The 26,611-nt window shown below is 71.9% G+C and carries 23 protein-coding genes; 10 read left to right on the top strand and 13 right to left on the bottom strand.

Annotated elements, in window-relative coordinates; all coding sequences use genetic code 11:
* Positions 1-152 precede the first annotated feature (152 nt).
* Entirely contained in the window at positions 153-1,622 is a 1,470-nt protein-coding gene (locus JW613_RS27525; RefSeq protein WP_209213574.1) for a radical SAM protein, read from the top strand.
* Entirely contained in the window at positions 1,615-2,538 is a 924-nt protein-coding gene (locus JW613_RS27520; RefSeq protein ID WP_209213573.1) for a hypothetical protein, read from the top strand. Before JW613_RS27525 ends, JW613_RS27520 begins: the two co-directional genes overlap by 8 nt.
* Before the next feature lie 85 nt (positions 2,539-2,623).
* On the opposite strand, the gene JW613_RS27515 is transcribed toward JW613_RS27520, so the two are convergent.
* Positions 2,624-3,151 carry a DUF5994 family protein gene (locus tag JW613_RS27515; RefSeq protein ID WP_209213572.1) on the bottom strand — a complete coding sequence of 176 codons (528 nt, stop codon included), beginning with the start codon at positions 3,149-3,151 and terminating at the stop codon, positions 2,624-2,626.
* A gap of 344 nt (positions 3,152-3,495) precedes the next feature.
* On the opposite strand from JW613_RS27515, the gene JW613_RS27510 reads away from it, so the two are divergent.
* The 3 genes from JW613_RS27510 to JW613_RS27500 all read left to right on the top strand — a co-directional run bounded on the left by JW613_RS27510 (position 3,496) and on the right by JW613_RS27500 (position 4,729).
* Complete coding sequence (locus JW613_RS27510) at positions 3,496-4,080, top strand: DUF5994 family protein (RefSeq protein WP_209213571.1); 585 nt, start codon at positions 3,496-3,498, stop codon at positions 4,078-4,080.
* A gap of 5 nt (positions 4,081-4,085) precedes the next feature.
* A complete protein-coding gene (locus tag JW613_RS27505) occupies positions 4,086-4,289 on the top strand; it encodes a hypothetical protein (protein WP_209213570.1) in 204 nt (67 codons plus the stop codon).
* Positions 4,290-4,468: 179 nt separating this feature from the next.
* Positions 4,469-4,729, top strand: coding sequence for a hypothetical protein (locus tag JW613_RS27500; RefSeq protein WP_099880121.1), 261 nt, complete (start codon positions 4,469-4,471; stop codon positions 4,727-4,729).
* A gap of 504 nt (positions 4,730-5,233) precedes the next feature.
* Here JW613_RS27500 and glnA read toward each other — a convergent pair.
* Positions 5,234-6,649, bottom strand: a complete 1,416-nt coding sequence (gene glnA / locus JW613_RS27495; RefSeq protein WP_099880129.1) for a type I glutamate--ammonia ligase — start codon at positions 6,647-6,649, stop codon at positions 5,234-5,236.
* A 446-nt stretch (positions 6,650-7,095) separates the two neighbouring features.
* Between glnA and JW613_RS27490 the strand changes: the two genes are divergently transcribed.
* On the top strand, positions 7,096-7,566 hold the full coding sequence (locus JW613_RS27490; RefSeq protein WP_209213569.1) for an RDD family protein: 471 nt from the start codon (positions 7,096-7,098) through the stop codon (positions 7,564-7,566).
* Positions 7,567-7,669: 103 nt separating this feature from the next.
* On the opposite strand, the gene JW613_RS27485 is transcribed toward JW613_RS27490, so the two are convergent.
* The 4 genes from JW613_RS27485 to lipB all read right to left on the bottom strand — a co-directional run bounded on the left by JW613_RS27485 (position 7,670) and on the right by lipB (position 11,094).
* Positions 7,670-8,359: a DUF4191 domain-containing protein gene (locus tag JW613_RS27485; RefSeq protein WP_099880133.1), complete on the bottom strand. Its 690-nt coding sequence runs from the start codon at positions 8,357-8,359 to the stop codon at positions 7,670-7,672.
* Positions 8,360-8,583: 224 nt separating this feature from the next.
* Entirely contained in the window at positions 8,584-8,775 is a 192-nt protein-coding gene (locus JW613_RS27480) for a hypothetical protein (protein WP_209213568.1), read from the bottom strand.
* Between the two features lie 322 nt (positions 8,776-9,097).
* Positions 9,098-10,045, bottom strand: coding sequence for a lipoyl synthase (gene lipA / locus JW613_RS27475; protein ID WP_099880137.1), 948 nt, complete (start codon positions 10,043-10,045; stop codon positions 9,098-9,100).
* Positions 10,046-10,239: 194 nt separating this feature from the next.
* Positions 10,240-11,094, bottom strand: a complete 855-nt coding sequence (lipB, locus tag JW613_RS27470) for a lipoyl(octanoyl) transferase LipB (protein ID WP_209213567.1) — start codon at positions 11,092-11,094, stop codon at positions 10,240-10,242.
* A 241-nt stretch (positions 11,095-11,335) separates the two neighbouring features.
* On the opposite strand from lipB, the gene JW613_RS27465 reads away from it, so the two are divergent.
* Entirely contained in the window at positions 11,336-13,081 is a 1,746-nt protein-coding gene (locus tag JW613_RS27465) for an NsdA family TPR-like regulatory protein (RefSeq protein WP_209213566.1), read from the top strand.
* Here JW613_RS27465 and JW613_RS27460 read toward each other — a convergent pair.
* A complete protein-coding gene (locus JW613_RS27460; protein ID WP_209213565.1) occupies positions 13,067-14,437 on the bottom strand; it encodes an MFS transporter in 1,371 nt (456 codons plus the stop codon). The genes JW613_RS27465 and JW613_RS27460 overlap by 15 nt on opposite strands.
* 75 nt (positions 14,438-14,512) lie before the next feature.
* Between JW613_RS27460 and JW613_RS27455 the strand changes: the two genes are divergently transcribed.
* Entirely contained in the window at positions 14,513-15,442 is a 930-nt protein-coding gene (locus JW613_RS27455) for a LysR family transcriptional regulator (RefSeq protein WP_245226369.1), read from the top strand.
* 6 nt (positions 15,443-15,448) lie between these two features.
* On the opposite strand, the gene JW613_RS27450 is transcribed toward JW613_RS27455, so the two are convergent.
* Positions 15,449-16,666: a sensor histidine kinase gene (locus JW613_RS27450; protein WP_209213622.1), complete on the bottom strand. Its 1,218-nt coding sequence runs from the start codon at positions 16,664-16,666 to the stop codon at positions 15,449-15,451.
* A gap of 460 nt (positions 16,667-17,126) precedes the next feature.
* On the opposite strand from JW613_RS27450, the gene JW613_RS27445 reads away from it, so the two are divergent.
* A complete protein-coding gene (locus JW613_RS27445) occupies positions 17,127-19,478 on the top strand; it encodes an MMPL family transporter (protein ID WP_209213564.1) in 2,352 nt (783 codons plus the stop codon).
* A gap of 96 nt (positions 19,479-19,574) precedes the next feature.
* Here the strand turns inward: JW613_RS27445 and JW613_RS27440 are convergent, their stop codons facing one another.
* Positions 19,575-21,155, bottom strand: a complete 1,581-nt coding sequence (locus JW613_RS27440) for a GMC family oxidoreductase (protein WP_209213563.1) — start codon at positions 21,153-21,155, stop codon at positions 19,575-19,577.
* Between the two features lie 34 nt (positions 21,156-21,189).
* Positions 21,190-22,656, bottom strand: a complete 1,467-nt coding sequence (locus JW613_RS27435) for an aldehyde dehydrogenase family protein (protein ID WP_209213562.1) — start codon at positions 22,654-22,656, stop codon at positions 21,190-21,192.
* Between the two features lie 197 nt (positions 22,657-22,853).
* On the opposite strand from JW613_RS27435, the gene JW613_RS27430 reads away from it, so the two are divergent.
* A complete protein-coding gene (locus JW613_RS27430; RefSeq protein WP_209213561.1) occupies positions 22,854-23,738 on the top strand; it encodes a Gfo/Idh/MocA family protein in 885 nt (294 codons plus the stop codon).
* Here JW613_RS27430 and JW613_RS27425 read toward each other — a convergent pair.
* From JW613_RS27425 to JW613_RS27415, 3 genes are all read right to left on the bottom strand, one after another.
* Positions 23,692-24,927, bottom strand: coding sequence for an MFS transporter (locus tag JW613_RS27425; protein ID WP_209213560.1), 1,236 nt, complete (start codon positions 24,925-24,927; stop codon positions 23,692-23,694). The genes JW613_RS27430 and JW613_RS27425 overlap by 47 nt on opposite strands.
* 71 nt (positions 24,928-24,998) lie before the next feature.
* Positions 24,999-25,430 carry a MerR family transcriptional regulator gene (locus JW613_RS27420; RefSeq protein ID WP_209213559.1) on the bottom strand — a complete coding sequence of 144 codons (432 nt, stop codon included), beginning with the start codon at positions 25,428-25,430 and terminating at the stop codon, positions 24,999-25,001.
* A 41-nt stretch (positions 25,431-25,471) separates the two neighbouring features.
* Positions 25,472-26,317 (bottom strand): putative protein N(5)-glutamine methyltransferase, encoded by an 846-nt coding sequence (locus JW613_RS27415; RefSeq protein WP_209213558.1) that lies wholly within the window; start codon positions 26,315-26,317, stop codon positions 25,472-25,474.
* Positions 26,318-26,611 lie beyond the last annotated feature (294 nt).

Below are 26,611 nucleotides of genomic sequence, written 5' to 3'. Positions count from 1 at the left end.
GTTCGGCCAGGGCACGCCGCTGTGGGCGCACAGTATGGGGGAACGCCGGTGCTTTCGTGGGCAATCCGTGAGTCGGCCGAAGAACGCAGTGAGTTGTGGTCCGATGCGGTTGCGCGACGACAGGACCGGCGACGAGCGGCTGGAGCGATTCTTTGGACGGAGCCCGGGACATTTTCGCGATCCCACTGGAGGACGAGGCGTACCTGGTCTACGCACCGCTGCACGGTGTCGCCTTCGCCGCCACGAAGGGCCTGGTAGGTGCGCTTCCCGGCGTGCTGGCCGGTGAGAGCAGCGGAGACGGTGGGAGCGGCGAAGACGGCGGAAGCGCCGGAGACGGCGGCAGCCGCGAAGTCGGCAAGGGTGGTGGAGGCGGCAAAGGCGGCGGAGGCGATGAGGAGAACGAGGGAAGCGTGGCGGCGTTCGCCCGAGAGGCCGGGCTGCTGAGAACTCCTCCCTCGCCCGTCACACACCGCCGGGGCGCTCCGTCACCGACCGAGGTGACGCTCTTTCTGACGACGGCGTGCAATCTGCGCTGCACCTACTGCTACGCCTCGGCGGGCGACACCCCCGCCACCTACATGACGATGGATGTCGCCAAGCGGGGCATCGACTTCGTCATCGACAACGCCAGGCGCGCGGGGGCGCCGTACGCCGGGGTGAACTACCACGGTGGCGGGGAGCCGAGCGTCCACTGGAACCTCATGACCGAGTCGCTGGCATACGCCCGGGAACGGGCCGGGGACCTCGCTGTCATCGCGGCCTCCGCGGGGAACGGCGTATTCACCGACCGGCAGATCGACTGGATGATCGCCAACCTCGACGGCGGCATGAGCCTGTCGTTCGACGGCCTGCCCGAGGTGCACGACAAGCATCGGCCGACCGCTCAGGGCAAAGGGTCCAGCCCTCGCGTCATGCGCACCATGAAGCGCTTCACCGAAGCGGGCTATCCCTACGCGGTACGGCTGACCGTCACGGCCGAACAGATCCCGCTCCTGCCGGACTCCATCGAGTTCATCCTGTCGAACTTCACCCCCAAGCGCGTACAAGTGGAACCCGCCTACCAGTTGGGACGGCACGAGGGGGAACCGGACGCCGAGACCGAGGATTTCATCGCCGCATACCGGGAGGCCCAGGTACGCGCCGCCCGCTTCGGCCACGAACTGATCTACAGCGCGGCCCGGGTGGGGACGCTCACCAATCACTTCTGCGGCGTCACCCAGGACAACTTCTGCCTGAGTCCCTCGGGAAACGTGTCGGCGTGCTTCGAGGCGTTCTCCGAGGAGAACGAGTTCGCGGACATCTTTTTCTACGGTTCGTCGGGGCCCGGGCCGGACGGCTACACGTTCGACATGGACGCGCTCGACCGGCTGCGCGGCCTGGGCGTCGAGCACCGCTCCTTCTGCGACGGGTGCTTCGCCAAGTGGAACTGCGCGGGCGACTGCTACCACAAGTCCCTGTCCGCCAACGGACGCGGCGAATTCGCCGGATCGCAGCGCTGCCACATCACCCGGGAGCTGGTGAAGGACCAGCTCCTCACCCGCATCGCGACATCGGGCGGCCTCATCTGGCGCGACGGCCACGACGGCGAGCCCTGCGCCCTTCACGGAGGCCGTGATGAATGACGTCATGCTGCCCTGGCCGGAGCCGAGGCGACCGGGAAAGGCCGGAGCCGAGCAGCCGCAGCCCGCCCCGCACTACGAGATCCAACGGGTGAACGCCGACGGCTCCACCGGGCCTGTCGAAGTCCTGCCCATCACCCGGCCGCCCTGGGCGGCGAAGTCGGGGCGGCGCGGCTTCCTCGGCGCCGGCATCGCCTCGTCGGTCGCCGCGGCCCTCCTGCTCAGCGGGTGCGGCGACGACGACTCCAAGTCCCCGTCCCCCTCCCCCAGCGACTCCGGCAGCGGATCCCCCTCCCCCACCGACTCGACCCCCTCCTCCCCGTCGCCCACCGAGACGGATTCGCCGACCCCCTCCTCGAGGCCGCCGTCCTCCGCCCCGCCGACGTCTCCGGCGTATCCGACACAACCGGCACCCTCCGACCGCTATCCCGATCCGGTCGATCCCACGTACGGCACCACCGGAGGCACGACGGTCGGGGGCGGCAGCGGGGGCACGATCTGCACCTGCAACAAGGTCTGTACGTGCATCCCGGTCTGCCAGGCCCACGAACTGCTGCACGTCGATCCGGTCGTACGGCGGATGGCCGAGACCGTCGTTGTCGCCATGGGCACGCGCGAGCTCCCGTATCTGCGATGGGCCGCCCAGGAAGCACCCGGCGCGCTGCGTACGCGCATCGAAGCCCTCATCGAGGAGTTGCGCGCCGGGCGCCGGCTGACCCCGGCCGACCTGGCCGATCCCGGCTGCGAGCCCTATCTGACCTCCGGCAACCCCGTCATCGCCATGATGGCCGCCCAGGTGCTCGCTCTCCGCGCCCTGCTCGGGGCGGGACTGAGCGGCGCCACAGCGGAGCGCGCGGCGCAGGCACTGACCACCGGCCATGCCCTCCACCTCGACCGCGCCCCCGCCTGGAGCCGCTGACCCGCCCGCCCCGCGTCCGCTGTGATGCTGGATGCCGCGCGGGTCGCCGGCTTCAGGAGAGGAGACTGCGAACGAGCGAGCGACATCAGGGCGAGTCACCGTCCGGCCGGCCCTCGCGACCGGGTTCTGCGGGGTCCGGGTGGGCGGGGTTGGTGCCGGTGTCGATGAGGATCTGCTCGGCCGCGGAGATGTTGTCGGCCCGCACCGCCTGGGCCATCGCGGCCCGGGCCGCCTCGGGCGTCGCCTGCGGGGGAACGACCAGGAGGGAGAAATGATCCCGGTCGCCCCGGGTGATGAGGACGGTGTCGTCGCCGACCGGGAAGGCGTCGAGGTGCACGACACGGTCGTCGATGACCAGTCGTGTCGGCAGTTCCTCCCACGCACTGGCGTCCAGACCGACCCGGGTGATCGGCCCGAGACGCCGACTCAACTCGGTGATCAGACGCGGTAGTTCGGCAGCGATGTCATGAGAGCGCGGCCACCATGCACCGTCGAGGATCCCCTCACGGAGCCGTGTCGTCTCCAGCCTCAGCAGCGCTGTCCCGGGCTTCACCGAATGGTGGAGCCCGCCCGGCACGGGCCGCGGGGGGTGTGGGGTGTCGGAGTCGGCCATGGTGGGTTCCCTCGGGGCTCGACATCTTCGCCGGACAGCCCGTGGGCCTGCGAGCTTGTGAGCTTGGGACAGAACCACTGGGGTCGCCGCCGCGAAATCTTCCAGGTGTTCAACCGTACCCGGCTGCCGGGCCGCAGGCTCGTCCGCAAGGCCGGGTGCAGCCGCATCCGCGAGACATCGGTGGCCGCGGGACATCAGTGGCCGCGAGACATTCGGTCCGGCCCATGGACCGGAGTAGTGTGGAGCTACCGGAAGTACTTCGCACATCGGCTCCCGTGCCGGTGCCGCTCCCGGCGAGCAACAACGCCGGAGCTCGAAGACGAGCCCGGAGTCAGGCGCGCGCGATGACCGCGACCACCGACCGCACGACCACCGACCCCTCGACCACTGATGAGCGCGTGTCCCCGCCACCGGTCCGCCTGGCACTGACCCCCGCGAACGCGCCTCCGGGACTGCTCGACGGCGCCTGGTGGCCGCGGTCCCGGGATCTCTTCCGCGAGTTGCCCACCCTGACAGCCAGGCTGGACGTGTGCTGGGGCCGGATCACCCGTGTCACGGTGAATCCGACGCACTGGCCGGTGATCCCGCGGAAGGTGCCCGTCGCCGGGCACACGGTGGGCGTCGGCTGGTTCAGTAAAGAGCAGGACCCACACAAACTGATACTGCTCTCCTACACCGCCGACCGTGGACGCTGGGATCTGCTGGTGATCCCGCCGGAAACCACTGCGGCCTCCGCCGACCGGCTGATGTCCGCCGCAGCCGTCCCGGGGAGTCTCCTCACCGCCCGCATGCTGATGGACGACGAGCACAGGATCCGCGACGCCGCCGAGGATCGGGGCCGGACAGCGGAGTGGGACGCCGAGGGCGGGGCCGCGCCCCCGCCCGGGCACTCGACCGGGCTCCGGGCCTCCGCCACCTTGGAGAGGTGAGAGCAATGGACGCTCTTGTCACCGTTGCCGTGGTCATCGCGATGATCGCTCTGGGAGTTCTGCTGATCCACCGGCTCAACGCCCAGCACGACCAGCGGATCGCGGCTTTCCGCTACGGCGCCGCACTGCCGGTGCGCCGCAGCCGACGCCGGAAGCGCCGCCGACCGGCCGACAGCGCCGCCGGACATCACGACGGAAACCGCGAGTGACCCTTACCCTTCCTGACCAGGGCGCGCCTGATCACGGCATGTCCGGCCGGGACGCGTCCACCAGGGCGTGGGCGCTGCACCGACGCGCACGGCCCCGATACAGCACACGGTTCCTCCGGCCCCACATCAGCCGGAGGAACGCCGCTGACTCCCCGTGTCAGCCAGAAACAAGGGAAACGATGAAACCAGCAGAACCCGTGCCCTCGGCCGGACACGCCGAGGTCCGTATCGTCGCGGCGTCCCCGGAGACGGCACGTCAGGTGGCGGAGGTTCTCCGACGCTGCTTCGATTCCACGGAGCAACGCAGCTACCCCGTCGGCCAGGAGGGCGGCACACGTCTCCACCTCACGGTGGACACCACCCGTGCCGCCGAACCCGCCCGCTCCTGGCTGCTGACCAGCGAGGGCTCGGACGACAACCGAACGCAGTCGGACGAGTGACACCGGACAGCGGGCGCAGATCAGCACTGCGCGGTCGAGAACCACCCGGCAGAGAACCGGGCCGACCTGCGTTTCAGGCGTTTCAGGAGAATGTGCGGTGCGAGGGGCCATGTCCGACCACCCGGTAGGCGGCCGCGAGCCTCTACCGGGCTTGGGCGGGTTGCCCGCGCGCAGGTGCTGAGGTCGTGCGTGCAGGAGGAGGCGTTCGCGGAGGAGGCTCCATCGGCGCTGGCCCTAGCCGCGCATGCCGCTCCCGCGCTCGGACATCCGCGCTGCCCTCCCCGTATGGAATATGGCCTCGACCGACGTCCTGAGGGCCACCACCCCAGACAGAGGTGATGGCCCTCAGGGCTTACCTGAACGACAAGCCGTGCAGCTGTGCTGCTACGCGTTCGGTACGCAAGGGACGGAATGTCAGCCGGGACCAATGAGAAACAGCAGGTACCGGTGCCGCCGGTCACAGCGAGTTCTCCGGGCTCCGCCCAGGTCGCCCGCTCCCGCCCTTTAGATGTCGAAGTACAGCTCGAACTCGTGGGGGTGGGGGCGGAGCTGCATGGGGGCGATTTCGTTGGTGCGCTTGTAGTCGATCCAGGTCTCGATCAGGTCGGAGGTGAAGACACCGCCGGCCTGGAGGTACTCGTTGTCGTCCTCGAGGGCTTCCAGGACGGCGGGGAGGGAGGTGGGGACCTGGGGGACGTCGGCGTGCTCTTCGGGGGCGAGCTCGTAGAGGTCCTTGTCGATCGGCTCGGCGGGCTCGATCTTGTTCTTGATGCCGTCCAGGCCTGCCAGGAGGAGGGCGGAGAAGGCCAGGTAGGGGTTGGACGAGGGGTCCGGGGCGCGGAACTCGACGCGCTTGGCCTTCGGGTTGGAGCCGGTGATCGGGATGCGCATGGCGGCCGAGCGGTTGCGCTGCGAGTAGACCAGGTTGACCGGGGCCTCGAAGCCGGGGACCAGGCGGTGGTAGGAGTTCACCGTCGGGTTGGTGAAGGCCAGCAGCGAGGGGGCGTGGCGCAGGATGCCGCCGATGTAGTAGCGGGCGGTGTCCGAGAGGCCCGCGTAGCCCTGCTCGTCGTAGAAGAGCGGGTCGCCGCTGGACCACAGGGACTGGTGGACGTGCATGCCGGAGCCGTTGTCGCCGAAGATCGGCTTGGGCATGAAGGTGGCGGTCTTGCCGTTGCGCCAGGCCGTGTTCTTGACGATGTACTTGAACAGCATCAGGTCGTCGGCCGCGGCCAGCAGCGTGTTGAACTTGTAGTTGATCTCCGCCTGGCCCGCGGTGCCCACCTCGTGGTGCTGGCGCTCGACCTGGAGGCCGGCGCGGCCCAGTTCGAGGGAGATCTCGGCGCGCAGGTCGGCGAAGTGGTCGATGGGCGGGGCCGGGAAGTAGCCGCCCTTGTAGCGGACCTTGTAGCCGCGGTTGCCGCCGACCTCGACGGCGCCGGTGTTCCAGGCGCCCGCCTCGGAGTCGATGTGGTAGTAGCCGGCGTTCGCCTTCGTCTCGAAGCGGACGTCGTCGAAGACGTAGAACTCCGCCTCCGGGCCGAAGAACGCGGTGTCGGCGATACCGGAGGAGGCGAGGTAGGCCTCGGCCTTCTTGGCCACGTTCCGCGGGTCACGGCTGTACTGCTCGCCGGTGATCGGGTCGTGGATGAAGAAGTTGATGTTGAGGTGCTTCTCGGAGCGGAACGGGTCCAGACGCGCGGTCGACAGGTCCGGGACCAGGGCCATGTCGGACTCGTGGATGGCCTGGAAGCCGCGGATCGAGGAGCCGTCGAACATCAGGCTCTCGGCCGGGTCGAAGGACTCCGCCGGTACGGCGAAGTGCTGCATGACGCCGGGCAGGTCGCAGAACCGGACGTCGATGAATTTGACGTCGTTGTCCGCGATGTACTTCTTGGCCTCGTCGGCGTTCTGGAACATCCATCCTCCTAGTCCCGCCGCGTCGGGACGGGCTTGCTCCGGCTCCGGGTGCGAGCACGAGGGCTCCGCACGCCTGGTGGCCGACCTTAGGCAGGGGCCATTTCTCCAGCATGACCCATCTGTTTCGCCGATGTTAACCACCAGGCTGAGCAGGCAGCGTTTAACCGTACGGAGTCCGACCGTTACTTTCAGCTCGCCGGGAGGGCGATGGGGTGGTGGGGTGATGGGTGGTGGGTGCTGCCGCTCGGTACGTGTTTCCGGCACGCGGTCGGCTCTTGGGTCGGGGCCGGGGCCGGGGCCTGAGGCCCGGCGCCGGGCCCGGCAGGGGCACGCGACGTGCGGAAACGTACGGCGTACGGCATTCGATGTACGCCGTACAGGAGCCCGCCGGGCGCCGGTGCAACGGGGCCGGTTCCCCAGGGAAACCGGCGCGATACCGTTGTCGGGTGGACAACAGGGAAGCAATCGGGTCGTGGCTGTCAGGACCGCGCGCCGCGGCAGAGGAGATGGGGGCCGATTTCGGCCATCGCGGCAAGCGGCTCGGCCTCCCCGAGGACGGCCCCGGAGCCATCGCGCCGGTCGGGCGTCGGGTCGGTGCGCTCTTCATCGACTGGGCGCTCTCGGCCCTCATCGCCTACGGGCTGCTGGCGGGACGCCGCCTGGAGGCCACCAACAACTGGGCGCTGGTCGTCTTCCTCGTGATGAGCCTACTGACCGTCGGCACCATCGGCTCCACGCCGGGCAAGCGGCTGCTGAGGCTGCGCGTGGTCTCGCTCGACGGGCTGGGCAAGCTGCCGGTGTGGCGCACGGCGGTGCGCACGGTGCTGCTGGGCCTCGCCATCCCCGCGCTCGTCTGGGACCGCGACAACCGTGGCCTGCACGACCGGCTCTCCGGCTCCGTGCAGGTACGGATCTGAGCGAAGCGCCGCCGACACAACAGGGTCGCCGACACAACAGGGTGGGGCTCCCGCCGCGGGAACCCCACCCTGCTCGTTCTTCCCCTGCTCGTTCTTCGAGCCTTCAGCGGCCCTGCGGGCCCTTGGGGAGCTTCATACCCTTGGGCATCGGGCCCTTCGGGATCGGCATGTTGCTCATGAGGTCACCGAGCGCCCGGAGCCGGTCGTTGATCTGAGTGACCTCGGAGCCCTGCAGCGTACGGGGCAGCTTCAGGATCTTGACGCGCAGCTTCTTCAGCTCGACCTGGTCCTCGCCGGTGCCGACGACCAGCGTGTGGACCGGTACGTCGCCGACGACGCGGTTCATCTTCTTCTTCTCGGACGCCAGCAGTCCACGCAGCCGGTTCGAGTTGCCCTCGCCCACGAGCACGATGCCCGCCTTGCCGACCGCGCGGTGGACGACGTCCTGGCTGCGGTTCATCGCCACGGCCGGGGTGACCTGCCAGCCGCGCCCGATGTTCTCCAGCACAGCCGCCGCCGCGCCCGGCTGGCCCTCCATCTGCCCGAACGCCGCCCGCTCCGCGCGGCGCCCGAAGACGATCGCGCACGCCAGCAGGGCCAGCAGCACGCCGACGATGCCCAGGTAGACCGGGTGACCGATCAGAAAGCCGATCGCGAGGAGTACACCGAAGGTGACAAGCCCCACGCCGGCCAGGATCCAACCGATCTTCCGGTCCACGCGCCGGGTCATCTTGTACGTCTGAGCGATCTGCTTGAGCCGCCCAGGATTCTCGGTGTTGTCCTTCCTCGCCATGCGGTGAAGTTTACGTGGGAGGGCGGGCGGTCCGCTGCGCGGCCGGGGGTACGGGGGTCGCCCCCGGAAGACACCAGCACGTGGGAGGGCGGGCGGCCCGCCGCGCGGCCGGGGGTACGGGGGTCGCCCCCGGAAGACACCAGCACGTGGCAGGGCGGGCGGCCCGCCGCGCGGCCGGGGGTACGAGGTACGGGGTACGGCAGTCGCCCCGGCCGCGACCGCGGTCAGCCCTGGGATGTCAGCCGGGGCGGGCGGCGGTCCGACGCGGCGTTCAGTACGGTTTCCGCCTCGCGCCGGGCACGGGCCCGGCGGCGGTCCTCAAGGACCGCCGTCCACGCGTTGCGCCGGGCGACCCGCTGCCCGTTGCTGAAGAAAAGATGTTCGAGACCTTCCAGTGCCCACAGGGTGGTCCGCACTGTCCCCTCCGTCAGTCATCCGTCTGAACCGGGCGCCCCTGTCGCACGGCGTGCGGCCGTGCGCACATGCGCAGTATGTGGTTTCAGCGTTACGCATTGGTGTTACCAGGCGATGACCGCAGGGTCAAAGTCCACGAAAGCCAGTGCGGCGAAGCTCACTTCGAGGGAGCCGTGCGGCGTCGCCGCCCGCCCCCGGTCGGCCCACCGTCCCACGCGGGCCGACCGGGACAGAACAGGACGGGACGGAATGGCCGCCGCCTCAACCGCCGGTGCCTCGGTCGGGGGCGCCGCCTGAGGCGCCAGCGGCTCGGCCGCCGGAGGCTCAGGCGGCGGAGGTCGTGCCCGTCTGCCGGGCCTCGACGGCCTGCTGGTAGAGGCGCCCGGCGCGGTACGAGGAGCGGACGAGCGGGCCGGACATGACGCCCGCGTAGCCGATCTCGTCGGCCTCCTGCTTCAGCTCGACGAACTCCTGCGGCTTCACCCAGCGCTCGACGGGGTGATGCCTGGGGGTGGGGCGCAGGTACTGGGTGATGGTGATCAGCTCGGCGCCGGCCTCGTGCAGGTCGCGCAGGGCCTCGCTGATCTCCTCGCGGGTCTCGCCCAGGCCCAGGATCAGGTTGGACTTGACGACCAGTCCCGCCTCGCGGGCGCGGGTGAGGACCTCCAGGGACCGCTCGTAGCGGAAGCCGGGGCGGATGCGCTTGAAGATGCGCGGCACCGTCTCGACGTTGTGCGCCAGCACCTCGGGGCGGGAGGAGAAGACCTCGGCGAGCTGGTCGGGCTCGGCGTTGAAGTCGGGGATCAGCAGTTCGACGCCGGTGTCCGGCATCAGCCCGTGGATCTGCCGCACGGTCTCGGCGTAGAGCCAGGCGCCGCCGTCGTCGAGGTCGTCGCGGGCCACGCCGGTGATGGTCGCGTAGCGGAGCTCCATCGTGCGGACGGACTCGGCGACGCGGCGGGGCTCGTCGCGGTCGAGTTCGGCGGGCTTGCCGGTGTCGATCTGGCAGAAGTCGCAGCGGCGGGTGCACTGCTCGCCACCGATCAGGAAGGTCGCCTCGCGGTCTTCCCAGCACTCGAAGATGTTGGGGCAGCCCGCCTCCTGGCAGACCGTGTGCAGCCCCTCGCTCTTGACCAGGCTCTGGAGGGCGTTGTACTCGGGGCCCATTTTCGCCCGGGTCTTGATCCATTCGGGCTTGCGCTCGATGGGGGTCTGGCTGTTGCGGACCTCCAGGCGGAGCATCTTGCGACCGTCGGGTGCGACAGCGGACACGTCCGGCTCCCTACGTACTTTCGATTCAGCGGCGGGTATCAGCCTACGCCTGCGGATTACGGCTTTCGTACGGGCCGGAGCCCAGGAAACACCCTGGCCCGAAGGAGCCCGGGGCGCGGCCCACGGCAGCGCCCCGGGGCGGTCCCGCCGGTGGCGGCCCCGGGTGGGGCCGCACCGGCAGGACCGGCGGCGGCTCAGACCGCGCGGGGCAGCGGGGTCGCGGACTCCAGTACCTCGCGCAGGTGCTTCTCCATGAGAGGAAGCACCTCGGAGACCGGAACATTCCTGCCCAGCTCCTGCGAGAGCGAGGTGACGCCCGCATCGCGGATGCCACAGGGGACGATCCGGTCGAAACCGGTCGTGTCCGGATTGCAGTTGAACGAGAAACCGTGCATGGTCACGCCCTTGGAGACGCGAATGCCGATCTGCGCGAGCTTGCGGTCCTCACCGCGCTGGCCCGCGTTGGAGGGCGCGTACTCCGGGCCCATCAGGCGCGGGTCGTAGTCCTCCTGGTTCAGCCGGGGATCGAAGTCCAGCGCCAGCCCGGAGGAGTCGCCGCCCGGCGTGGTGTTCCCCGCGCCCCGGGCAGGCTTCTCGACGGCGTCGCCCAGCACCCATACACCGCTGCGGCCCTCGACCCGCGTCGTGGCCAGGCCGAGCTCGGCACAGGCGCGGATCATGGCCTCTTCGAGACGGCGGACGTGCGCGACGACGTCGACGGGGCGGGGCAGCTTCAGGATCGGGTATCCGACGAGCTGGCCCGGACCGTGCCAGGTGATCTTGCCTCCCCGGTCGACGTCCACCACCGGGGTGCCGTCAAGCGGGCGCTCGCTGTCCTCGGTGCGCCGCCCGGCCGTGTAGACCGGAGGGTGCTCCAGCATCAGACAGGTGTCGGGGATCTCGTCGGCGAAGCGTGCGGCGTGCACCCGCTTCTGCTCCTGCCAGGCGTCCAGGTAGTCGACGGCGTTGTCGCCGAATCCCAGGTGGACGAAGCGAAGTTCGCCCTCCACCGGACCGTCCGCCGGACCCGCCGGCCGGGGTTCTCCCATGCCTTCTCTCCTTCGTAAGCCCGCTTCGCACACCCGGGGTGGCGGGCTGCTCCACGCTCGCGCCCCCAGCCACTGTACGGCCGTCGCGCACCGTCCTCGCAGGTGGCTGCCCCCTCACACGTATGGATGAATACGCGACGAAGGGGGCGAACGATGTACGAGGGACCGTTACATTCGCGCCGTTCCAGCAGGGCGCCCCGGCGTCTGACACAAGCCGTGAGGGCAGGAGACCGTAGACCTGATGACGATGGAACGACCTGGGGAGTCCGTGAACGACGCGGCCCAGCCATCCCAGCAGCGCATCCCCAACCGCCAGCTCGCCGCCCTGATCGCCGAGGCGGGCTTCTCCAACGCGGGCCTGGCCAGGCGCGTGGACCAGCTCGGACTCGAACACGGTCTTGACCTGCGCTACGACAAGACATCGGTCACCCGGTGGCTGCGCGGCCAGCAGCCCAGAGGCACCACCCCCGCCCTGATCGCCGAGGTCTTCACCCGCCGCCTGGGGCGGCGGCTGACGGCTCAGGACCTCGGCCTCGACGCGTGCGCGCCGGTGTACGCGGGGCTGGAGTTCGCGGCGACGCCCGCCGAGGCGGTGGACATCGTCAGCGGATTGTGGCGTAAGGACTCCGGCAGCCACGCCGAGCTGCGCAAGATCGCGTTCACTCCGGCCGGGCTCGTGGTACCGAGCCGGGACTGGCTGATCGGCCGGGCGGACGAGCGGGTGGCGCGCGGCCCGGAACCGGACGGCTCGGGCGGCCCCGCAGGCCCCGGCGGCCACGGCGGCCACGGTTCGGCCGGCGGTTCGACGGGCCCCGGACACGGGCCCGGGCAGTCCGCGGTCGGCGGCGGGCTGGGCACGGCACGTGGACAGGGACCGGGGCCGGGGCACGGACACCACGGGCCGGGGCAGGGTCCCGGTCACGGCCACGGGGCCGCCGCCGGGCACCCGGGGGCGGGCGGCGCGGGGCACGGCGGTGGGCTGCGGGTCCCGGCGCAGTCCCGGCTCGGCGGCGGTGCGGGAGCGGCGAACAGGCCGCCGTCGCTGGCCGCCGCCCGGCTGGACCGGGTGGAGCGCGGCCCCGGCCAGCGGGTCTCCGGCGGTGATGTGGCGGCGCTGCGCTCGGTGTGCGAGCTCTTCCGCGCCCTGGACCACGCCTACGGGGGTGGGCATGCGCGGCAGGCCCTGGTGCGGTATCTGGAGCACGAGGCCGAGCCGATGCTGCGCGGCGTCTACGGGGAGCAGCTGGGCCGGCGGCTGTTCGCCGCCGCCGCGGATCTGACCCGGCTGGCGGGCTGGACCTCCTACGACATCGCGGCGCACGGTTTGGCGCAGCGCTATTTCGTCCAGGCGCTGCGGCTGACGCAGGCCGCCGGCGACCGCGCGTTCGGCGCCTATGTGCTGGTGACCATGAGCAGGCAGGCCGTCTATCTGGGACACGGGCGCGAGGCGGTGCAGCTGGCCCGGGTCGCCCAGCAGGGCGTGGGCACCTCGGTGCCGCCGGTGGTCCAGGCGCTGCTGCACGCCGCCGAGGCGCGCGGCCACGGGGTGCTGGGCGAGGTACGGGCCTGCACGGCGTCGCTGGCCCGCGCTGAGCGGGCGCTGGAGGCCGCCAGGCCCAGCGAGGACGTCCCCGCCTGGGCGCGGTTCTTCGACGAGGCGCAGCTGGCCGACGAGTTCGGGCACTGCCACCGGGACCTCCAGCAGTATCGTGCCGCCGCACAGCACGCCGAGCGCTCGCTCCAGCTGCGCAGCGCCGGGTTCGCCCGCAGCCGGCTGTTCTGCCGGGTGGTGCTGGCCACGGCGCGGCTGGGGCTGGGCGAGATCGAGCAGGCCTGCGCGCTGGGCGCCGAGGCGGCCCACCAGGCCGCGGAGATGCGGTCGGTGCGGGCGCACGAGTACGTACGGGACTTCGAGCGGCGGCTGGAGCCGTACCGGGACGCGGCAGCGGTGCGGCAGTACCGGGACAAGGTCTCAGCCCTGGTGTGAGCTTCGGGGAAGCTGCAGCGCGGCCGCCACGGGCAGGGTGGCGACGATGAGGACGGCCAGGACTCCGAAGGCCGCGGACAGGCTGAGGGAGAAGACCTGGGCTATGGCGCCGGTCAGCAGCGCGCCGGCGCCGTAGCCCGAGTCGAACGTCATGTTCCAGGCGGCGCTGACCGTTCCGTGGTGCTCGGGGCCGGCCCGGTGGAACATCGCCACGAGTGTGTCGTTCTGCAGCGCGCCCATGGCCAGCCCGAACGCGAGGGCTGCCACCACCGCCGCGCCGGTTCCCGGCGCCACGGCACCGCCCGCCGCCGTCCCCCCGCCGCCGACGAGGGCGAACGCCCCCGTTCCCAGCGCGCACAGGGCCGCGCACGGCGCCATGAAGCGGCCGGTGCCGCCGCGCCGGTCGCTCCACTCCCCCGCAGCCCAGCGGCCGGCTGTCAGCGCGGCGGAGAGCGTGAGCAGCGCGGCCGGGGCGGCGTGGGGTGCGAGGGCGAGCGGCAGGAAGGACATCAGGCTGCCCAGTGCGCACACGGGGGCCAGGAGCAGCAGAACGGGCACCGCCAGAAGCCGCACGGGCAGGCGGCGCACCGGGACGTGCCCGCTCCGCGAAGCCGGCGTCGAGGCGGTGTCGCCCGGCCCGGTGCCGGCCTGCGGGGCGCCCGGTACCGGGTCAGGTGCCGGGAGACGGACCCGCGAGGGGTGGTGCCCGGCGAGGACGGCGACGCCGAGCGGGGCCGCGAGCGTCCCCAGGACGGCGGAGGCCCAGAAGACCGGGACGAAGCCGAACTCCGCCACCGCCCAGACCGCGAGCGGCACCAGCGCCGCCGCCGGGAGCCCCACGGCGACGCCGTACCAGCCCACCGCCCTGCCGCGCTGTCCCGGACCGGCCAGCCGGGCGGCGAGAGCACTGCCCGCGACGGTGACCAGGCCGAAGCCCACCCCCCGGACGGCCGAGACCGCCACCGTCCAGGGAAGTGCGGCGGTGACGGGGTAGCCCAGGGTGGGCAGGCCGATCAGCAGGGCGCCCACGCACAGCACGCGCGGAGCCGGCAGCCGGCGCAGGATACGGCCGGTGACGATCTGCGTCGCCACGGTGGTCGCCATGTGCACGGCAGTGGTCGCGCCCGCTCCGCCGTGTCCGCTGCCACCGTGTTCGGCCCACAGCGGGACGACAGAAAGCATCGGCGTGGCGCTGCCGAAGGTGGCGAACGTGGCGGCGAGCAGGAGGAGGAAATGGCGGCTCGCCAGCCCGGGTGCGGTGGCCCCGGTACGAGGCCCGGCGGGCGGTGCGCCGTGGGGTGTGTCGTGGGGTGCGGAACGACTCGGGTGGGTGCGGCGGGAACGGACGCTGCTCATGTACGAGTTGTAGATCGCCGACACTCATCGAGTCCAACGAATGTTCTCGATCCAACCCATCGGCAGCACCGATCCATGCCGCTAGTCTCGGCGGGCATGGAGCTCAAACAACTGGAGACCTTCCTCGTGGTGGCACGTCACCTCCATTTCACCCGGGCCGCACGGGAGCTGGGGTACGTGCAGTCCAGTGTCACGGCGCACATCAAGGCCCTGGAGGCGGAGTTGGGCGTGGCGCTGTTCGAACGGCTGGGGCGGCGGGTGACGCTGACCGAACCCGGCCGGGAACTGTGCGGACACGCACGCGCGCTGCTCGGTCAGGCTGAGCAGGCCCGGGAGGCGGTACGAGGCGCGGGAGAGGACCCGCACCAGGTACGGGGCACCCTGCGGGTGGCCGCCCCGGAGAGCCTGTCCGCCTACCACCTGCCGCCCGTTCTCCGCGCCATGCGCACGCGGTTCCCGCTGCTGCGGCTGGCCTTCCAGCCCGCGGGGCGTGGCCCTTTGCTGGACGCCCTGGCGGAGGGCACCCTCGACGCGGGGTTCCTCCAGGAGGAGGCCGTCGACTCTCCCGGGGTGCGGGCCGAGCGGATGCGGCGCGAACCCCTCCGGCTGGTGTGCCGGCCGGAGCATCCGCTCGCCGGGAAGCCGCTGGTCTCCACCGCCGAGTTGGCGGGCGAGACCGTGCTGCTGCTGGAGCCCGGGTGCGTCCAGCGGGTGGTGATGGAACGCGAACTGAGCCGGGCGGGGCTGTCTCCGCAGACAATCGAGTTCTTCAGTCTGGAGGCGCTGCGGCGGTGTGCGGCGGCGGGGCTGGGGGTGGGCCTGGCTCCGGCGTCCTCGGTGGACGAGGAGATCGCTCGGGGTGAGCTGGCCGTACTGCCGTGGGAACACGAGCCCGTGCTGGACATCTTCTTCGTCCGCCACGCCGCCCGCGCGATGACACCCGCGGTGCGGGAGCTGGCCGGGCTGGCGCGCGAGCTGTGGTCCGAGGCGGAGCCTCGGACGTGACGGTGGTCAGGCCGGGGCCAGGGGGCGGCAGGGGATCTCCATGGTGACCATCGTGGGGCCGCCCGGCGGGCTGCTGAGGGCCAGGATGCCGTCGAACGGGCCCAGCCGGCGCTCGATACCGGCGATGCCCGAGCCCTGGGAGACGTCGGCGCCGCCCTGGCCGTCGTCGGTGACGGCTATCCGGAGCATGCCGCCCGCGTCGTCGGTGTAGTGGATGTCCAGCCAGATGTGCTCGGCCTCGGCGTGCTTGACCGCGTTGGTGAGAACCTCGCTGACCGCGAAGTAGGCGGCCGACTCGACCGGTTCCGCGAACCGGCCGGGCAGCTCGACATCGACCTCGACGGGCAGCTGCATCCGCAGGGCGAGGGCCTCCGCGGCGTCGCCCAGGCCGCGTTCGGCGAGTACGGGTGGGTGGATGCCGCGTACCAGGTCGCGTAGTTCGGTGAGTGCCTCGGCGGAGTTCTCCCTCGCCTGCGCGATCATCTGCTTGGCCTTGGCCGGGTCGTGTTCGATCAAGGCCTCGATGGTGCCCAGGCTCATCCCCATGGCGACCAGCCGGGCCTGCGCGCCGTCGTGCAGATCCCGCTCGATACGGCGCAACTCAGCGGCCGAACTGTCCACCGCGTCATGCCGCGTCTCGTACAACTGCTCCACCCGGTGGGCGAGCCGGGCGCCGCGGGTGGGGGCGAGCAGCCCCCGGGCCAGCTGGAAGTGGGCCGCGATCAGATGCGGGTTGGCGTAGAGGCCGAGCAGCAGCACGAAGCTGCCGAGAGCCGCGGACTGTGCCGCGTCGCCGAAGGTGTCCAGATGGATGAAGCCGTACCAGTAGTCGCCGGCCACGGCGCGCCATACGCCCGCGAACATCACCCAGCCCTCGATGCCGTAGCCGATCAGCGCCACCGGCAGCAGCGCCAGGACGAAGCCGAAGACGGCATCGGTGATCAGCCAGACGAAGTCCCGCCAGGTGGCCGGGTCCTTGAGCATGAGGACGCAGCATTCGACATGGCCCGTCACTCCGCGTGGGCCGGGCGGCAGCGGTCGGTACGGGGGACCGATGTGCAGGCCCGCCCATGCGCCGGCCAGCGCGCGGCGCTGGTTGGCGTGCATCCGCACGAGGTGCAGCAGCCAGGGGGTGGTGAAGACCCCCAAGCCCAGCAGCATCAGCACCATGGAGACCAGCGTCAGCAGGAACAGGGCGAGGGAGACGCCGAGGGACAGGACCATCAGCACGAGGCCGCGGGCGGTCGCCAGCAGCGCCGCGGCCGGGCTTCCCGCACGCCGCCGCTGCCGGTGCGGGGCCTGCCGCTCCGCGCCGTCGCTCCGCCCCGTCACCGTGCCCTTGGCCTCGGTCACCTTCGTCCCGCTCACTTCTCGTACCCGCTCACCACTCGCCCCCGGCTCCGTCGGTCACCATCGGCCCCCGTGCCACTTTCCGGCACTCTGCCAGTCTGCCCCCGGCGCCGGGGCCGCGCACTGGCCCGGGCTCCCGTCCAGTAGGTAGACCTAGCACCACCACGCGGCTCGCCTTTTCCTTCTCCACCAGGGGTGTTCGTGCCTCCCGGTTACGGGTGCTCGGCGGCTGTGGCCGTCGGCCCGCCGTTTCTAGCGTCGGTACTGCCCAGCACAGGCAGCTCCAGCGGCTGGAACAGGCCACCGGCGGAGCCACGGAAACGGGGAGAGCCCGATGCGCAGACCTTCGACACCCACCACCTCTCGCAGCGGAAGGGAGGTGCCCGGCCGGCCGCCCCGCCAGGGGCTCGCCGCGCGGCTCGGCGGCTGGAGCACCCGGCACCGTAAGACGGCGGTCTTCGGCTGGCTGCTCTTCGTCGTGCTCGCCGCGGTGCTCGGCGGGATGACGGGGCTGACCGAACCCACCGACAGCGAGCAGTCCGTACGGGACTCGGCGCGGGCGACCGCCATCCTGGAGGAGGCGGGGATCGACGAGCCGCCCGCCGAGTCGGTGATGGTCTCCAGCGCCGACAAGGACGGCTGGCGGGCGACCGCCAGGGAGGTCGTCCGGGCGGTCGAGGACACCGGCCGGGTCGAGAACGTCAGTGACCCCCTCCCCTCCAAGGACGGCAAGGCGGGCCTCATCGGCTTCGAGATGCGGGGTGATCCGGACTCGACCGACGAGAAGCCCATCAACGAGGTCATCGACGCGGTCGGCGAGGTCCGCGCGGCCCACAGCGGCGACGGCGTGGAGATCCACCAGTACGGCGAGGCCAGCGCCATGAAGTGGCTGAACAAGATCCTCGGTGAGGACTTCGCCAAGGCCGAGTGGACGGCCGTTCCGCTGGCACTGGGCATCCTGCTGGTGGCCTTCGGCGCGCTGGTGGCCGCACTGCTGCCGGTGGCGCTCGCGCTGACCGCGTTCCTCGCCGCGAACGGCATCCTCGCGCTGGTCTCCAGCCAGCTGCACATCGACCAGACGACCAACTCCGTGATGCTGCTGATGGGGCTCGCCGTCGGCGTCGACTACTGCCTGTTCTATCTGCGGCGGGAGCGGGACGAGCGGGCGGCCGGACGGGACGCGGACACGGCCCTGCGGATCGCCGCGGCCACCAGCGGCCGTGCCGTGCTGGTGTCGGGTGTGACGGTGATGGTGGCGATGGCGGGCATGTTCCTGTCGGGGCTGCTGCTGTTCAAGGGTTTCGCCGTCGCCACGATCCTGGTCGTCTTCATCGCGATGCTCGGCTCGGTGACCATCCTGCCCGCGCTGCTGTCCTGGCTCGGCGACCGTGTCGACAAGGGCAAGGTCCCCTTCCTGGGAGGCCGGAAGCGCGAACGTGCCGCGGGGCGGCGCAAGCCCGCGGGACGGGTCTCCGCAGCGCTGCTGCGTCCGGTGCTGGCGGCTCCGGGGCTGTTCGCCGTCCTGGCCGCTGTGGTGATGCTGGCGCTGGCCGCGCCCGCGCTCGGGATGAAGACCGAACAGCTCTCCCTCGACAAGCAGATGCCCAAGGGCACCGAACTGCGGGTCAGCGCCGAGAAGATCAGCGAGACCTTCCCCGGCGGCCCGGCACCGGCCCGCGTCGTCCTCAAGGCCGACGACATCCGCTCGGCCGGGGTCCGCGCGGCGCTCACGGACTTCGAGAAGACGGTCCGCGAGGACACCGGCCACTTCGGCCGGGGCGTGGAGACCGCCGTGCATCCGAAGCAGAACGTGGCGGTCGTCGACGTCCCCCTGGCGGGCGACGGCACCGACGAGACCTCCCTCGCCGCGCTCGACACGCTGCGCGGCACGCTGGTACCGGAGAAGCTGGCACCGGTCGCCGCCGACGGGCAGGTCTACGTCACCGGGGAGCTCGCGGGCTCCAAGGACTTCAACGACCAGCTGAAGGACGGCATCGTGCCGGTGTTCGTCTTCATCACCGTCGTCACCTTCCTGCTGATGCTCGTCTGCTTCCGCTCGGTGCCCATCGCGCTGGCCTCGATCGTTCTCAATCTGCTCTCGGTGGGTGCGGCCTACGGGGTGATGACGGCGGTCTTCCAGCACGGCTGGGGCGCCGAGCTGTTCGGGACGGAGGCGGTCGGTGCGATCGAGTCGTGGATGCCGCTGTTCGTCCTGGTCGTCCTGTTCGGTCTGTCGATGGACTACCACGTCTTCGTGGTCTCCCGGATCCGGGAGGCGAAGGACCGGGGCATGAGCACCCGGGAGGCGATCCGCGACGGGATCCGGGCCACCGCCTCGGCGGTGACCGGTGCGGCGCTCATCATGGTGGCCGTCTTCGCGGTCTTCGCGACACTGTCGATGCAGGACATGAAGCAGATGGGGGTCGGCCTGTCGGTGGCCGTCTTCCTGGACGCCACCGTGGTGCGGATGGTGCTGCTGCCCGCGGTGATGATGCTGCTGGGCGAGCGGAACTGGTATCTGCCGCGCTGGCTGCACCGGCTGCCGCGGATGGAGCACGGTGAGGCCGGCGCACCGGTCACCGCCTCGCCCTCGCCGGACGGGAGCACGCCACTGGAGGCGTGGGGTGCGGGGCCCTACGGGCGCCCGCAGCAGGGCACCGACCGGCCCTCGGAGCAGGTCCGCTGACGGATGCCGTGCGAGCGGACGGGGGCGGCGCCCTGCGGCACTTCGCAGGGTGCCGCCCCCGTTAGCGGCGTAAGGCCACCGCCGGTCGCCGCCGCCTCAGCGCTCGCCCCCCTCGGGTTGCGGCCCCGGTCGGCCGGTGATCAGGTCGGCGGCGCGCTCCGCGACGAGCAGCACGGTCACCATGGGGTTGATGGTGGGCATGGTCGGGAAGACGGAGGCGTCGACCACCCGCACCCCCTCCTGCCCGCGCAGCCGCAGCAGCGGGTCGACGACAGCCGCCGGGTCGTCGGCGGCGCCCATCCGGCAGGTGCCCGCCGGGTGGTAGACGGTGTGCGCCACGCGCCTGCCGTACTCCGACAGTTCGGCGTCCGTGCTCACCCGCAGGCCCGGGGCGATCTCCTGCTTCAGCCAGTCGCGCAGCGGTGCGGCGTTGGCCACCTCGCGGGCCAGGCGCAGCCCGTCGACGATGGTCTGTTCGTCGTGGCCGTCCGGGTCGGTGAAGTAGCGGAAGTCCAGGGCGGGATGGGTGGCCGGGTCGGAGCTGCGCAGCCACAGCCGCCCGCTGGAGCGGGCACGCGGCACGTTCGGGGTCATGCACACCCCGTGCGGGGGTGTGGGGTAGCCCAGGCGCTCGGTGTTGACGGTGAACGGCACCTGGTAGAAGTGCCACATCACATCGGGCCGCGGCTGGCTGGTGTCGCGCCGTACGAACAGTCCGGCGTCGGAGTCCATCGCGGAGTTGGGCGGCAGCGGCTCGTGGGTCTCCCACACGATCACCGACTCGGGGTGGTCGAGCAGGTTCTCCCCCACACCGGGCAGGTCGGCGCGCACCTCGATGCCGAGGGCGCGCAGCTCGTCGGCGGGGCCGATTCCGGAGAGCAGCAGCAGTCGCGGGGTGTCCACGGCCCCGGCGCACAGCAGCAGTTCGCGCTCGGCGCGTACCGTGCCCGTGCTGCCGTCGGCGTACCGCACCCGGACGCGGGTGAGCCGCCCGGCGCCGTCGGATGCCAGCTGGTAGGCCCAGGTGCGCAGTTTCAGCGTCAGATTGGGCCGCTTGTCCATGATCGGGTGGAGGTAGGCGACGGAGGCCGAGGAGCGTTTGTTGGTCTCCGGGTCGTAGGCGAGGGAGAAGAAGCCGACGCCGTCGGAGAAGGGGCGGCGGTTGAAGTCGTCGATGACGGGCACGTGCAGCGCGTCGGCGGCGGCGGTCACGAAGTCCCGGGCGATGGGGTTGCGGTCCGCCTCACCGACGGGAACGATGTTGTTGCGCAGCCGCTTGCGGTACGGCAGGACGGTCACCGGGTCCCAGCCGGCGCAGCCCATCCCCACCCACTCGTCCAAATCCTCGGGGAAGGGGAGGAAGCTGATGAGCGTGTTGTGCGAGGAGCAGCCGCCCAGCACCTTGGCCCGGGAGTGGACGATGTGCGAGTTGCCGCGGGGCTGTTCGGTGGTGGTGTAGCCGTAGTCGTACTCCGACTCCAGCAGGTTGATCCAGTTGCGCAGCCGCAGCACCTGTTCGTCGCCCACGTCGCTGGGCCCGCCCTCGATGACGCACACCCGGCAGTCGGGGTCCTCGCTCAGCCGGGCGGCCAGCACGGAGCCGGCCGTGCCCCCGCCGACGATGACGTAGTCGTAGGTGTGCTCGTCGCCGGAGCGGCTCGCGTCGTTCGCGTTCATACCGGTCGGTGTTCCTCTCCTGCCGTCTCGTGCCTCAGCCCTTGAACCAGCCGGAGGGGGCCGGTGAGAGGTTCTGGTAGATGTGTTTGGCCTCCTGGTACTCGCGCAGCCCGGTCGGCCCCAGTTCGCGGCCGATGCCCGAGCGGCCGAAGCCGCCCCACTCGGCCTGGGGTACGTACGGGTGGAAGTCGTTGATCCAGATCGTGCCGTGCCGCAGCCGGTTGGCGACCCGCTGGGCGCGGCCCGCGTCGCTCGTCCACACTCCGCCGGCCAGCCCGTAGCGGGTGTCGTTGGCCAGCTCGACGGCCTCGTCCTCGGTGCGGAACCGCTCGACGGTGACGACCGGGCCGAAGATCTCCTCCTGGACGATGCGCATCGAGCGGTCGCAGTCGGCGTAGACGGTCGGCAGCAGGAAGTACCCGTTGGCCAGTTCGGGGTCGTCCGGGCGGCGCCCGCCGGTGACCAGCCGGGCGCCCTCCTCGCGGGCGATCTCCAGATAGCTCTCCACCTTGGCGCGGTGTTCGGCCGAGCTGAGCGGCCCCGATTCGGTCATCGGCTCCAGCCCGTTGCCGAGCCGGATACCGCTGGCCCGGGCGCCCAGCGCCGCCACGAACTCGTCGTGGATGCTCTCTTGCACCAGCAGCCGCGAACCGGCCGAGCAGACCTGGCCGGAGTGGAGGAAGGCGGCGTCCAGCGCGTAGTCGACGGCGGCGGCGAAGTCCGCGTCGTCGAAGACCACATTGGGGTTCTTGCCGCCCAGCTCCAGGGCGAGGTTCTTGACGTCGGGCGCGACGCTCTCCATGATCTTCCGCCCGGTCGCCAGTCCGCCGGTGAACGAGACCAGGTCCACCTCGGGGTGGGTGGTCAGGGCGGCGCCGACGGTCGCGCCGGAGCCGAGCACCAGATTGGCGACTCCGGGCGGCGCTCCGGCCTCCGCGATCAGACGGATCATGGCGATGGTGGACAGCGGCGTCGTCTCGCTGGGCTTGAGCACGAGCGTGTTGCCGGCGGCCAGCGCGGGGGCGACCTTCCAGGACGCCTGCAGCAGCGGATAGTTCCACGGTGCGATCAGGCTGCAGACGCCGACCGGGTTGTAGACGACGCGGCTGAGCACGTCGGGGCCCACGTCGACCACCCGGCCGCCGTCCTTGCCGGCCAGCTCGGCGTAGTAGCGGAAGGCGTTCGCGACGTCCTCGATGTCGAGGCGGGCCTCGGTGAGCGTCTTGCCGGTGTCGAGGGTCTCGGTGCGGGCGATCTCCTCCTGGTCGCGGAGCAGGAGCTCGTGCACGCGGTAGAGGACGTCGGCGCGGCGCCGGGTGGGCGCCGAGGACCAGTCGGCCCGCTCGAAGGCCCGCTTGGCCGCGCGTACGGCCAGGTCGACATCGGTCTCGTCGGCCTCGTCGACCGTGGTGATCACGGAGGCGTCGAACGGGTTGATCACGTCCCGCCGCCCGCCGGCGGTGGCTTGCCGCCACTCCCCGTCGATGAACAGCTCAGCCATCGCCCGTCTCCCTCGCTCGCACCTGACCGGCGCCAAGATTGCGCCCCGGTCGCGCCGCTGGCTACGGGACGCACCGAACAAGGGCGCCTGCCCGGCGATATTCGGCACCGATGGGGCAATCCGGGCCATGCCGTCGCCGCCCCGGGGTGCCCCGGGCGCTCCGGGACGGCCGGGCGGGACCTCGTACGCTGCTCGGTATGAAGTTCGGACTGCTGGGGACAGGGCCCTGGGCGGAGCGCACTCACGGACCCGCGCTGGCCGCCCACGACGAGGTGGAGCTGGTCGGGGTGTGGGGGCGGCGCCCCGAACCCACCGGAGCGCTCGCCGCCCGGCTGGGAACCCGGCCGTACGCCGACCTCGACACGCTCCTCGCCGCCTGCGACGCGGTCGCCGTCGCGCTCCCCCCTGACGTACAGGCACCGCTCGCCGTCCGCGCGGCCGACGCCGGCTGCCATCTGCTGCTCGACAAGCCCGTCGCCACCACGCCCGACGCCGCCCGTGGCGTCGCCGAAGCGGTCGAGCGGGCCGGGGTCGGCTGCGTGGTCTTCTTCACGCTGCACTTCTGCGTCTCGACCGGCGACTGGCTGCGCGAGCAGGCCGCGGTCGACGACTGGCGGATCGGGCGCGCCGACTGGCTCTCCCCCGTCTTCGGCGGCGCCGACTCCCCGTACACCGCCTCCCCCTGGCGGCGTGAGAAGGGCGCCCTGTGGGATGTGGGTCCGCACGCGCTGTCGGTACTGCTGCCGCTGCTCGGCCCCGTCGAGGAGGTGACGGCCGCGCCCGGCGGCTTCGGAGACACCGTGCACCTCGCGCTGCGGCACACCTCGGGGGCCTCCAGCACCTGCACGCTGACCCACTCGGTGCCGCCCGCCGCCGCGGGGGTCACCGCGGAGGTGCGGGGCGCCCAAGGCGTCGCCGAGCTGCCGCTGCGCGACGAGGCACCCGCCGCCTCCTTCGCCCGCGCGGTCGACGCCCTGCTGACGGCGGCCCGCACCGGTGAGGAACACCTGTGCGGGGCACGCTTCGCGGAGACGGTCACTTCGGTGCTGCACTCGGCACAGCGGCAGTTGCCGGCCCGGTGAGGCCGCCCCGGGCGCGGACGGGCAGCGAGGCGAGGGCGAACGAGCACAGCAGCAGCGCCGTCGCCACCGCCGGCACGTACCGGACACCGGCCGCGCCGATGACGGCGCCGCCCAGCGCCCCGGCCACACCGGTGCCCAGGTAGAGGCCCGAGATGTTCAGCGCCAGAGCCGTCATCCCCGCCTCCGGCCCGGCCGCCGCCAGCACACCGGCCTGCACCGGCGGGTTGAGCCCCCAGGCGAAGACCGCCCAGCAGCCGACGACGACGGCCAGCACCACCGGGCCGCCCGCACCGCTGAAGACCAGCACCGTCGCCACCGCCAGCGTCAGCGTGTGCCCGCCGAGCACCAGCCGCAGTCCCCGGTCCGGCCCCCAGGCGTCCGTGGCGCGGCCCGCCAGCAGCGCCCCGGCGAGCCCGGCCGCGCCGACGAGGAAGAGCAGGAAGGACAGCAGCCCCCAGGAGCCGGAGGCGACCTCGGCCGTGTAGGCGCCCAAGTAGGTGTAGAACATCAGCCCACCGCTCGCCGCCAGGAACGTCACCGCCACCATGCGCAGCACGGCCGGCTCCCGCAGTGGGGCGAGGCGGCGGCGCAGCGGTGCCGGCTCCTCGCCCGGCACGGCCGGTGCGGTGGCCGCCACGCCCAGCGCGGCGACGGCGCCGACGGCGGCGATCAGCCAGAAGGTGGCCCGCCAGCCGAACGCGCCGCCGAGCCAGGAGCCGACGGGCACCCCGGTGAACAGGGCCGCGGTCATCCCCGCGGTGACGACACCGAGGTAGCGGCCCTGTGCGCCCCGAGGCGCTCCGGCGGCGGCGGTGGCGAACGCCGCCGCGGTGACGACCGCCGCGCACAGCGCCGCGACCACCCGGGCCGCCATCAGCCACCAGTAGCCCGGCGCGAGGGCCGCCGCGACGTTCGCGACGACGAAGAGCGCCAGCCCGGCGGCCGTCACCGTACGGCGGGGAAGGCGGGCGCACACCACGGCGAGCGTCGGAGCGCCGAGCGCGTAGACGACGGCGAAGACGGTCACCAACTGACCCGCCGCCGGGACGCTGACACTCAGATCGTCGGCGACCTGCGGCAGGACGCCCGCGATGATGAACTCGTCGGTGGCGGTGGCCAGCAGGGTGAGGAAGAGGACGAAGAGCCAGCCGGGCAGCCGGCTGCTCGCGGAACTGTGTGCGGTACTCATGCGGCGCACGGTAGGTAGTGACACCGGTGTCACCTGCAAGTGCGCGGCGCCGCCGGCGGGCGGGCCGGGGCTCAGCGGCCCCGGCCCGCCTCCGACTCCTCCGCGCGGCGCAGGACCTCGTCCAGCGAGGTGGCCGGATCGGCGGCACGGAGCCGGGCGATGCGGGCGACCAGCCGGGAGCGGTACCGGTCCAGCTCGGCCGCCTTCTCCTCGACCGCGGCCAGCCGTCGCTCGTACATCGCCAGGGTCTCCGCGGGGCTGTCCTGGCAGGCCATGAACTCCTCGGTCTTCATGTCCAGGCAGGGCGCCACCTGGACGATGTCCTCGGTACCGAGGCCCGCCGCGAGCAGTTCCCTGACGTTGCGGACCCGGTTGACGGCGCTCTCGTCGTACGCGCGCCACCCTTTGGCCGTCCGCCTGGACACGAGCAGTCCCTGCTGTTCGTAGTAACGGAGCGAGCGTCGGCTCGCACCCGTACGCTGCGCCAGCTCACCGATCAACATGCTCGCCCCAACGCCGCTGCGGCCCGCGTGCTTCCCGCGCCTCAGGGGCGCCGGGCGGTCAGGGTGGTGGCCCACAGCTCGGGATCGGTGGTCACGGTGACGGCGAAGCCCGCGGCCGACAGGATGCCGGCGGCGGGTTCGGCCTGGTGGGAGCTGGTCTCCGTCAGCAGGACGCCGCCGGGGGCGAGCCAGCCTGCCGCTTCGGCGGCGACGCGGCGCAGCAGGGCCAGGCCGTCGGGCCCGCCGTCGAGCGCGGGCCGCGGCTCGTGCTCGCGTGCCTCGGGCGGAAGGAGCGGTATGTCCGCGGTGGGGACGTAGGGCACGTTGGCCGTCAGCACGTCGATCCGGCCCCGCAACCGGTCGGGCAGCGCCGTGAACAGATCGCCCTCGTGGACATGGCCGCCGTTGTCGGCGAGGTTGCGTCTGGCGCACCGTACGGCGGCCGGGTCGAGGTCCGCCGCATGGAGTTCGCCGCGCCCTCCCAGGGCGGCGAGCAGGGCAGCGCCGACCGCGCCCGTACCGCAGCACAGGTCGACGAGGACCAAGGTCCCCTCGGCCGGAGCCGACGCGGCTGCGCACCGTACCAGGAACTCGGTACGTCGGCGGGGCACGAAGACGCCGGGGTCGACGGCGATCCGCAGGCCCGCGAACTGCGCCCAGCCCAGTACGTGTTCGAGGGGGTGCCCGGCGACGCGCCGGGCGGTCATCTCCCACAGCTGGGCCGGTCCGCCCGCCGTCTCGCACAGCAGCCGGGCCTCGTCCTCGGCGAAGACGCAGCCCGCCGCGCGGAGCTGTTCGACCAGGTCGTCGGGAGAGAAGGGACGGGAGGGGTCAGAGGGGCGGGAGGAGTGAGAGGCAGGGGTGGTGGAGTGGGTGGGGTGGTGCATGGAAGCCCTTCCAGTGCTGGAACGCTCCCGTCGCCTGCGCCGGCCTCCGCTACCTGGTGCGGGGCCGCACGCCGCGAGGCGAGAGCGCGTTGTCTGCCGGAGCGGAAATGCGTCTCACCTCCCTGTGTCACCGCGTCGCTCGAACATCCGTTGCCGGTCGCCGCACCTTATCCCGACCGCTGCCCGAGCGCACCCGCGGGTCGGCGGGCCCGCCCACGTCTCCTTCCCTGTCTTCCCCCGTCTCGCCGGTCTCCCCGGTAGCCCCGGTCGCCCCGGTCTCGCGCCCCTCCCGGT

The organism is Streptomyces smyrnaeus (genome assembly GCF_017676345.1).
Classification (GTDB): domain Bacteria; phylum Actinomycetota; class Actinomycetes; order Streptomycetales; family Streptomycetaceae; genus Streptomyces; species Streptomyces smyrnaeus.
This window is presented reverse-complemented; position numbering and strand designations above follow the sequence as displayed.

Bases quoted from the DNA above. Each gene is read 5' to 3' on its own strand.
- JW613_RS27520 (WP_209213573.1), top strand. From the start codon at position 1,615: ATGAATGACGTCATGCTGCCCTGGCCGGAGCCGAGGCGACCGGGAAAG.
- JW613_RS27515 (WP_209213572.1), bottom strand. From the start codon at position 3,151: ATGGCCGACTCCGACACCCCACACCCCCCGCGGCCCGTGCCGGGCGGG.
- JW613_RS27510 (WP_209213571.1), top strand. From the start codon at position 3,496: ATGACCGCGACCACCGACCGCACGACCACCGACCCCTCGACCACTGAT.
- JW613_RS27505 (WP_209213570.1), top strand. From the start codon at position 4,086: ATGGACGCTCTTGTCACCGTTGCCGTGGTCATCGCGATGATCGCTCTG.
- JW613_RS27500 (WP_099880121.1), top strand. From the start codon at position 4,469: ATGAAACCAGCAGAACCCGTGCCCTCGGCCGGACACGCCGAGGTCCGT.
- glnA (WP_099880129.1), bottom strand. From the start codon at position 6,649: ATGTTCCAGAACGCCGACGAGGCCAAGAAGTACATCGCGGACAACGAC.
- JW613_RS27485 (WP_099880133.1), bottom strand. From the start codon at position 8,359: ATGGCGAGGAAGGACAACACCGAGAATCCTGGGCGGCTCAAGCAGATC.
- lipB (WP_209213567.1), bottom strand. From the start codon at position 11,094: ATGGGAGAACCCCGGCCGGCGGGTCCGGCGGACGGTCCGGTGGAGGGC.
- JW613_RS27465 (WP_209213566.1), top strand. From the start codon at position 11,336: ATGACGATGGAACGACCTGGGGAGTCCGTGAACGACGCGGCCCAGCCA.
- JW613_RS27460 (WP_209213565.1), bottom strand. From the start codon at position 14,437: ATGAGCAGCGTCCGTTCCCGCCGCACCCACCCGAGTCGTTCCGCACCC.
- JW613_RS27455 (WP_245226369.1), top strand. From the start codon at position 14,513: ATGCCGCTAGTCTCGGCGGGCATGGAGCTCAAACAACTGGAGACCTTC.
- JW613_RS27450 (WP_209213622.1), bottom strand. From the start codon at position 16,666: ATGGTCCTGTCCCTCGGCGTCTCCCTCGCCCTGTTCCTGCTGACGCTG.
- JW613_RS27445 (WP_209213564.1), top strand. From the start codon at position 17,127: ATGCGCAGACCTTCGACACCCACCACCTCTCGCAGCGGAAGGGAGGTG.
- JW613_RS27440 (WP_209213563.1), bottom strand. From the start codon at position 21,155: ATGAACGCGAACGACGCGAGCCGCTCCGGCGACGAGCACACCTACGAC.
- JW613_RS27435 (WP_209213562.1), bottom strand. From the start codon at position 22,656: ATGGCTGAGCTGTTCATCGACGGGGAGTGGCGGCAAGCCACCGCCGGC.
- JW613_RS27430 (WP_209213561.1), top strand. From the start codon at position 22,854: ATGAAGTTCGGACTGCTGGGGACAGGGCCCTGGGCGGAGCGCACTCAC.
- JW613_RS27425 (WP_209213560.1), bottom strand. From the start codon at position 24,927: ATGAGTACCGCACACAGTTCCGCGAGCAGCCGGCTGCCCGGCTGGCTC.
- JW613_RS27420 (WP_209213559.1), bottom strand. From the start codon at position 25,430: ATGTTGATCGGTGAGCTGGCGCAGCGTACGGGTGCGAGCCGACGCTCG.
- JW613_RS27415 (WP_209213558.1), bottom strand. From the start codon at position 26,317: ATGCACCACCCCACCCACTCCACCACCCCTGCCTCTCACTCCTCCCGC.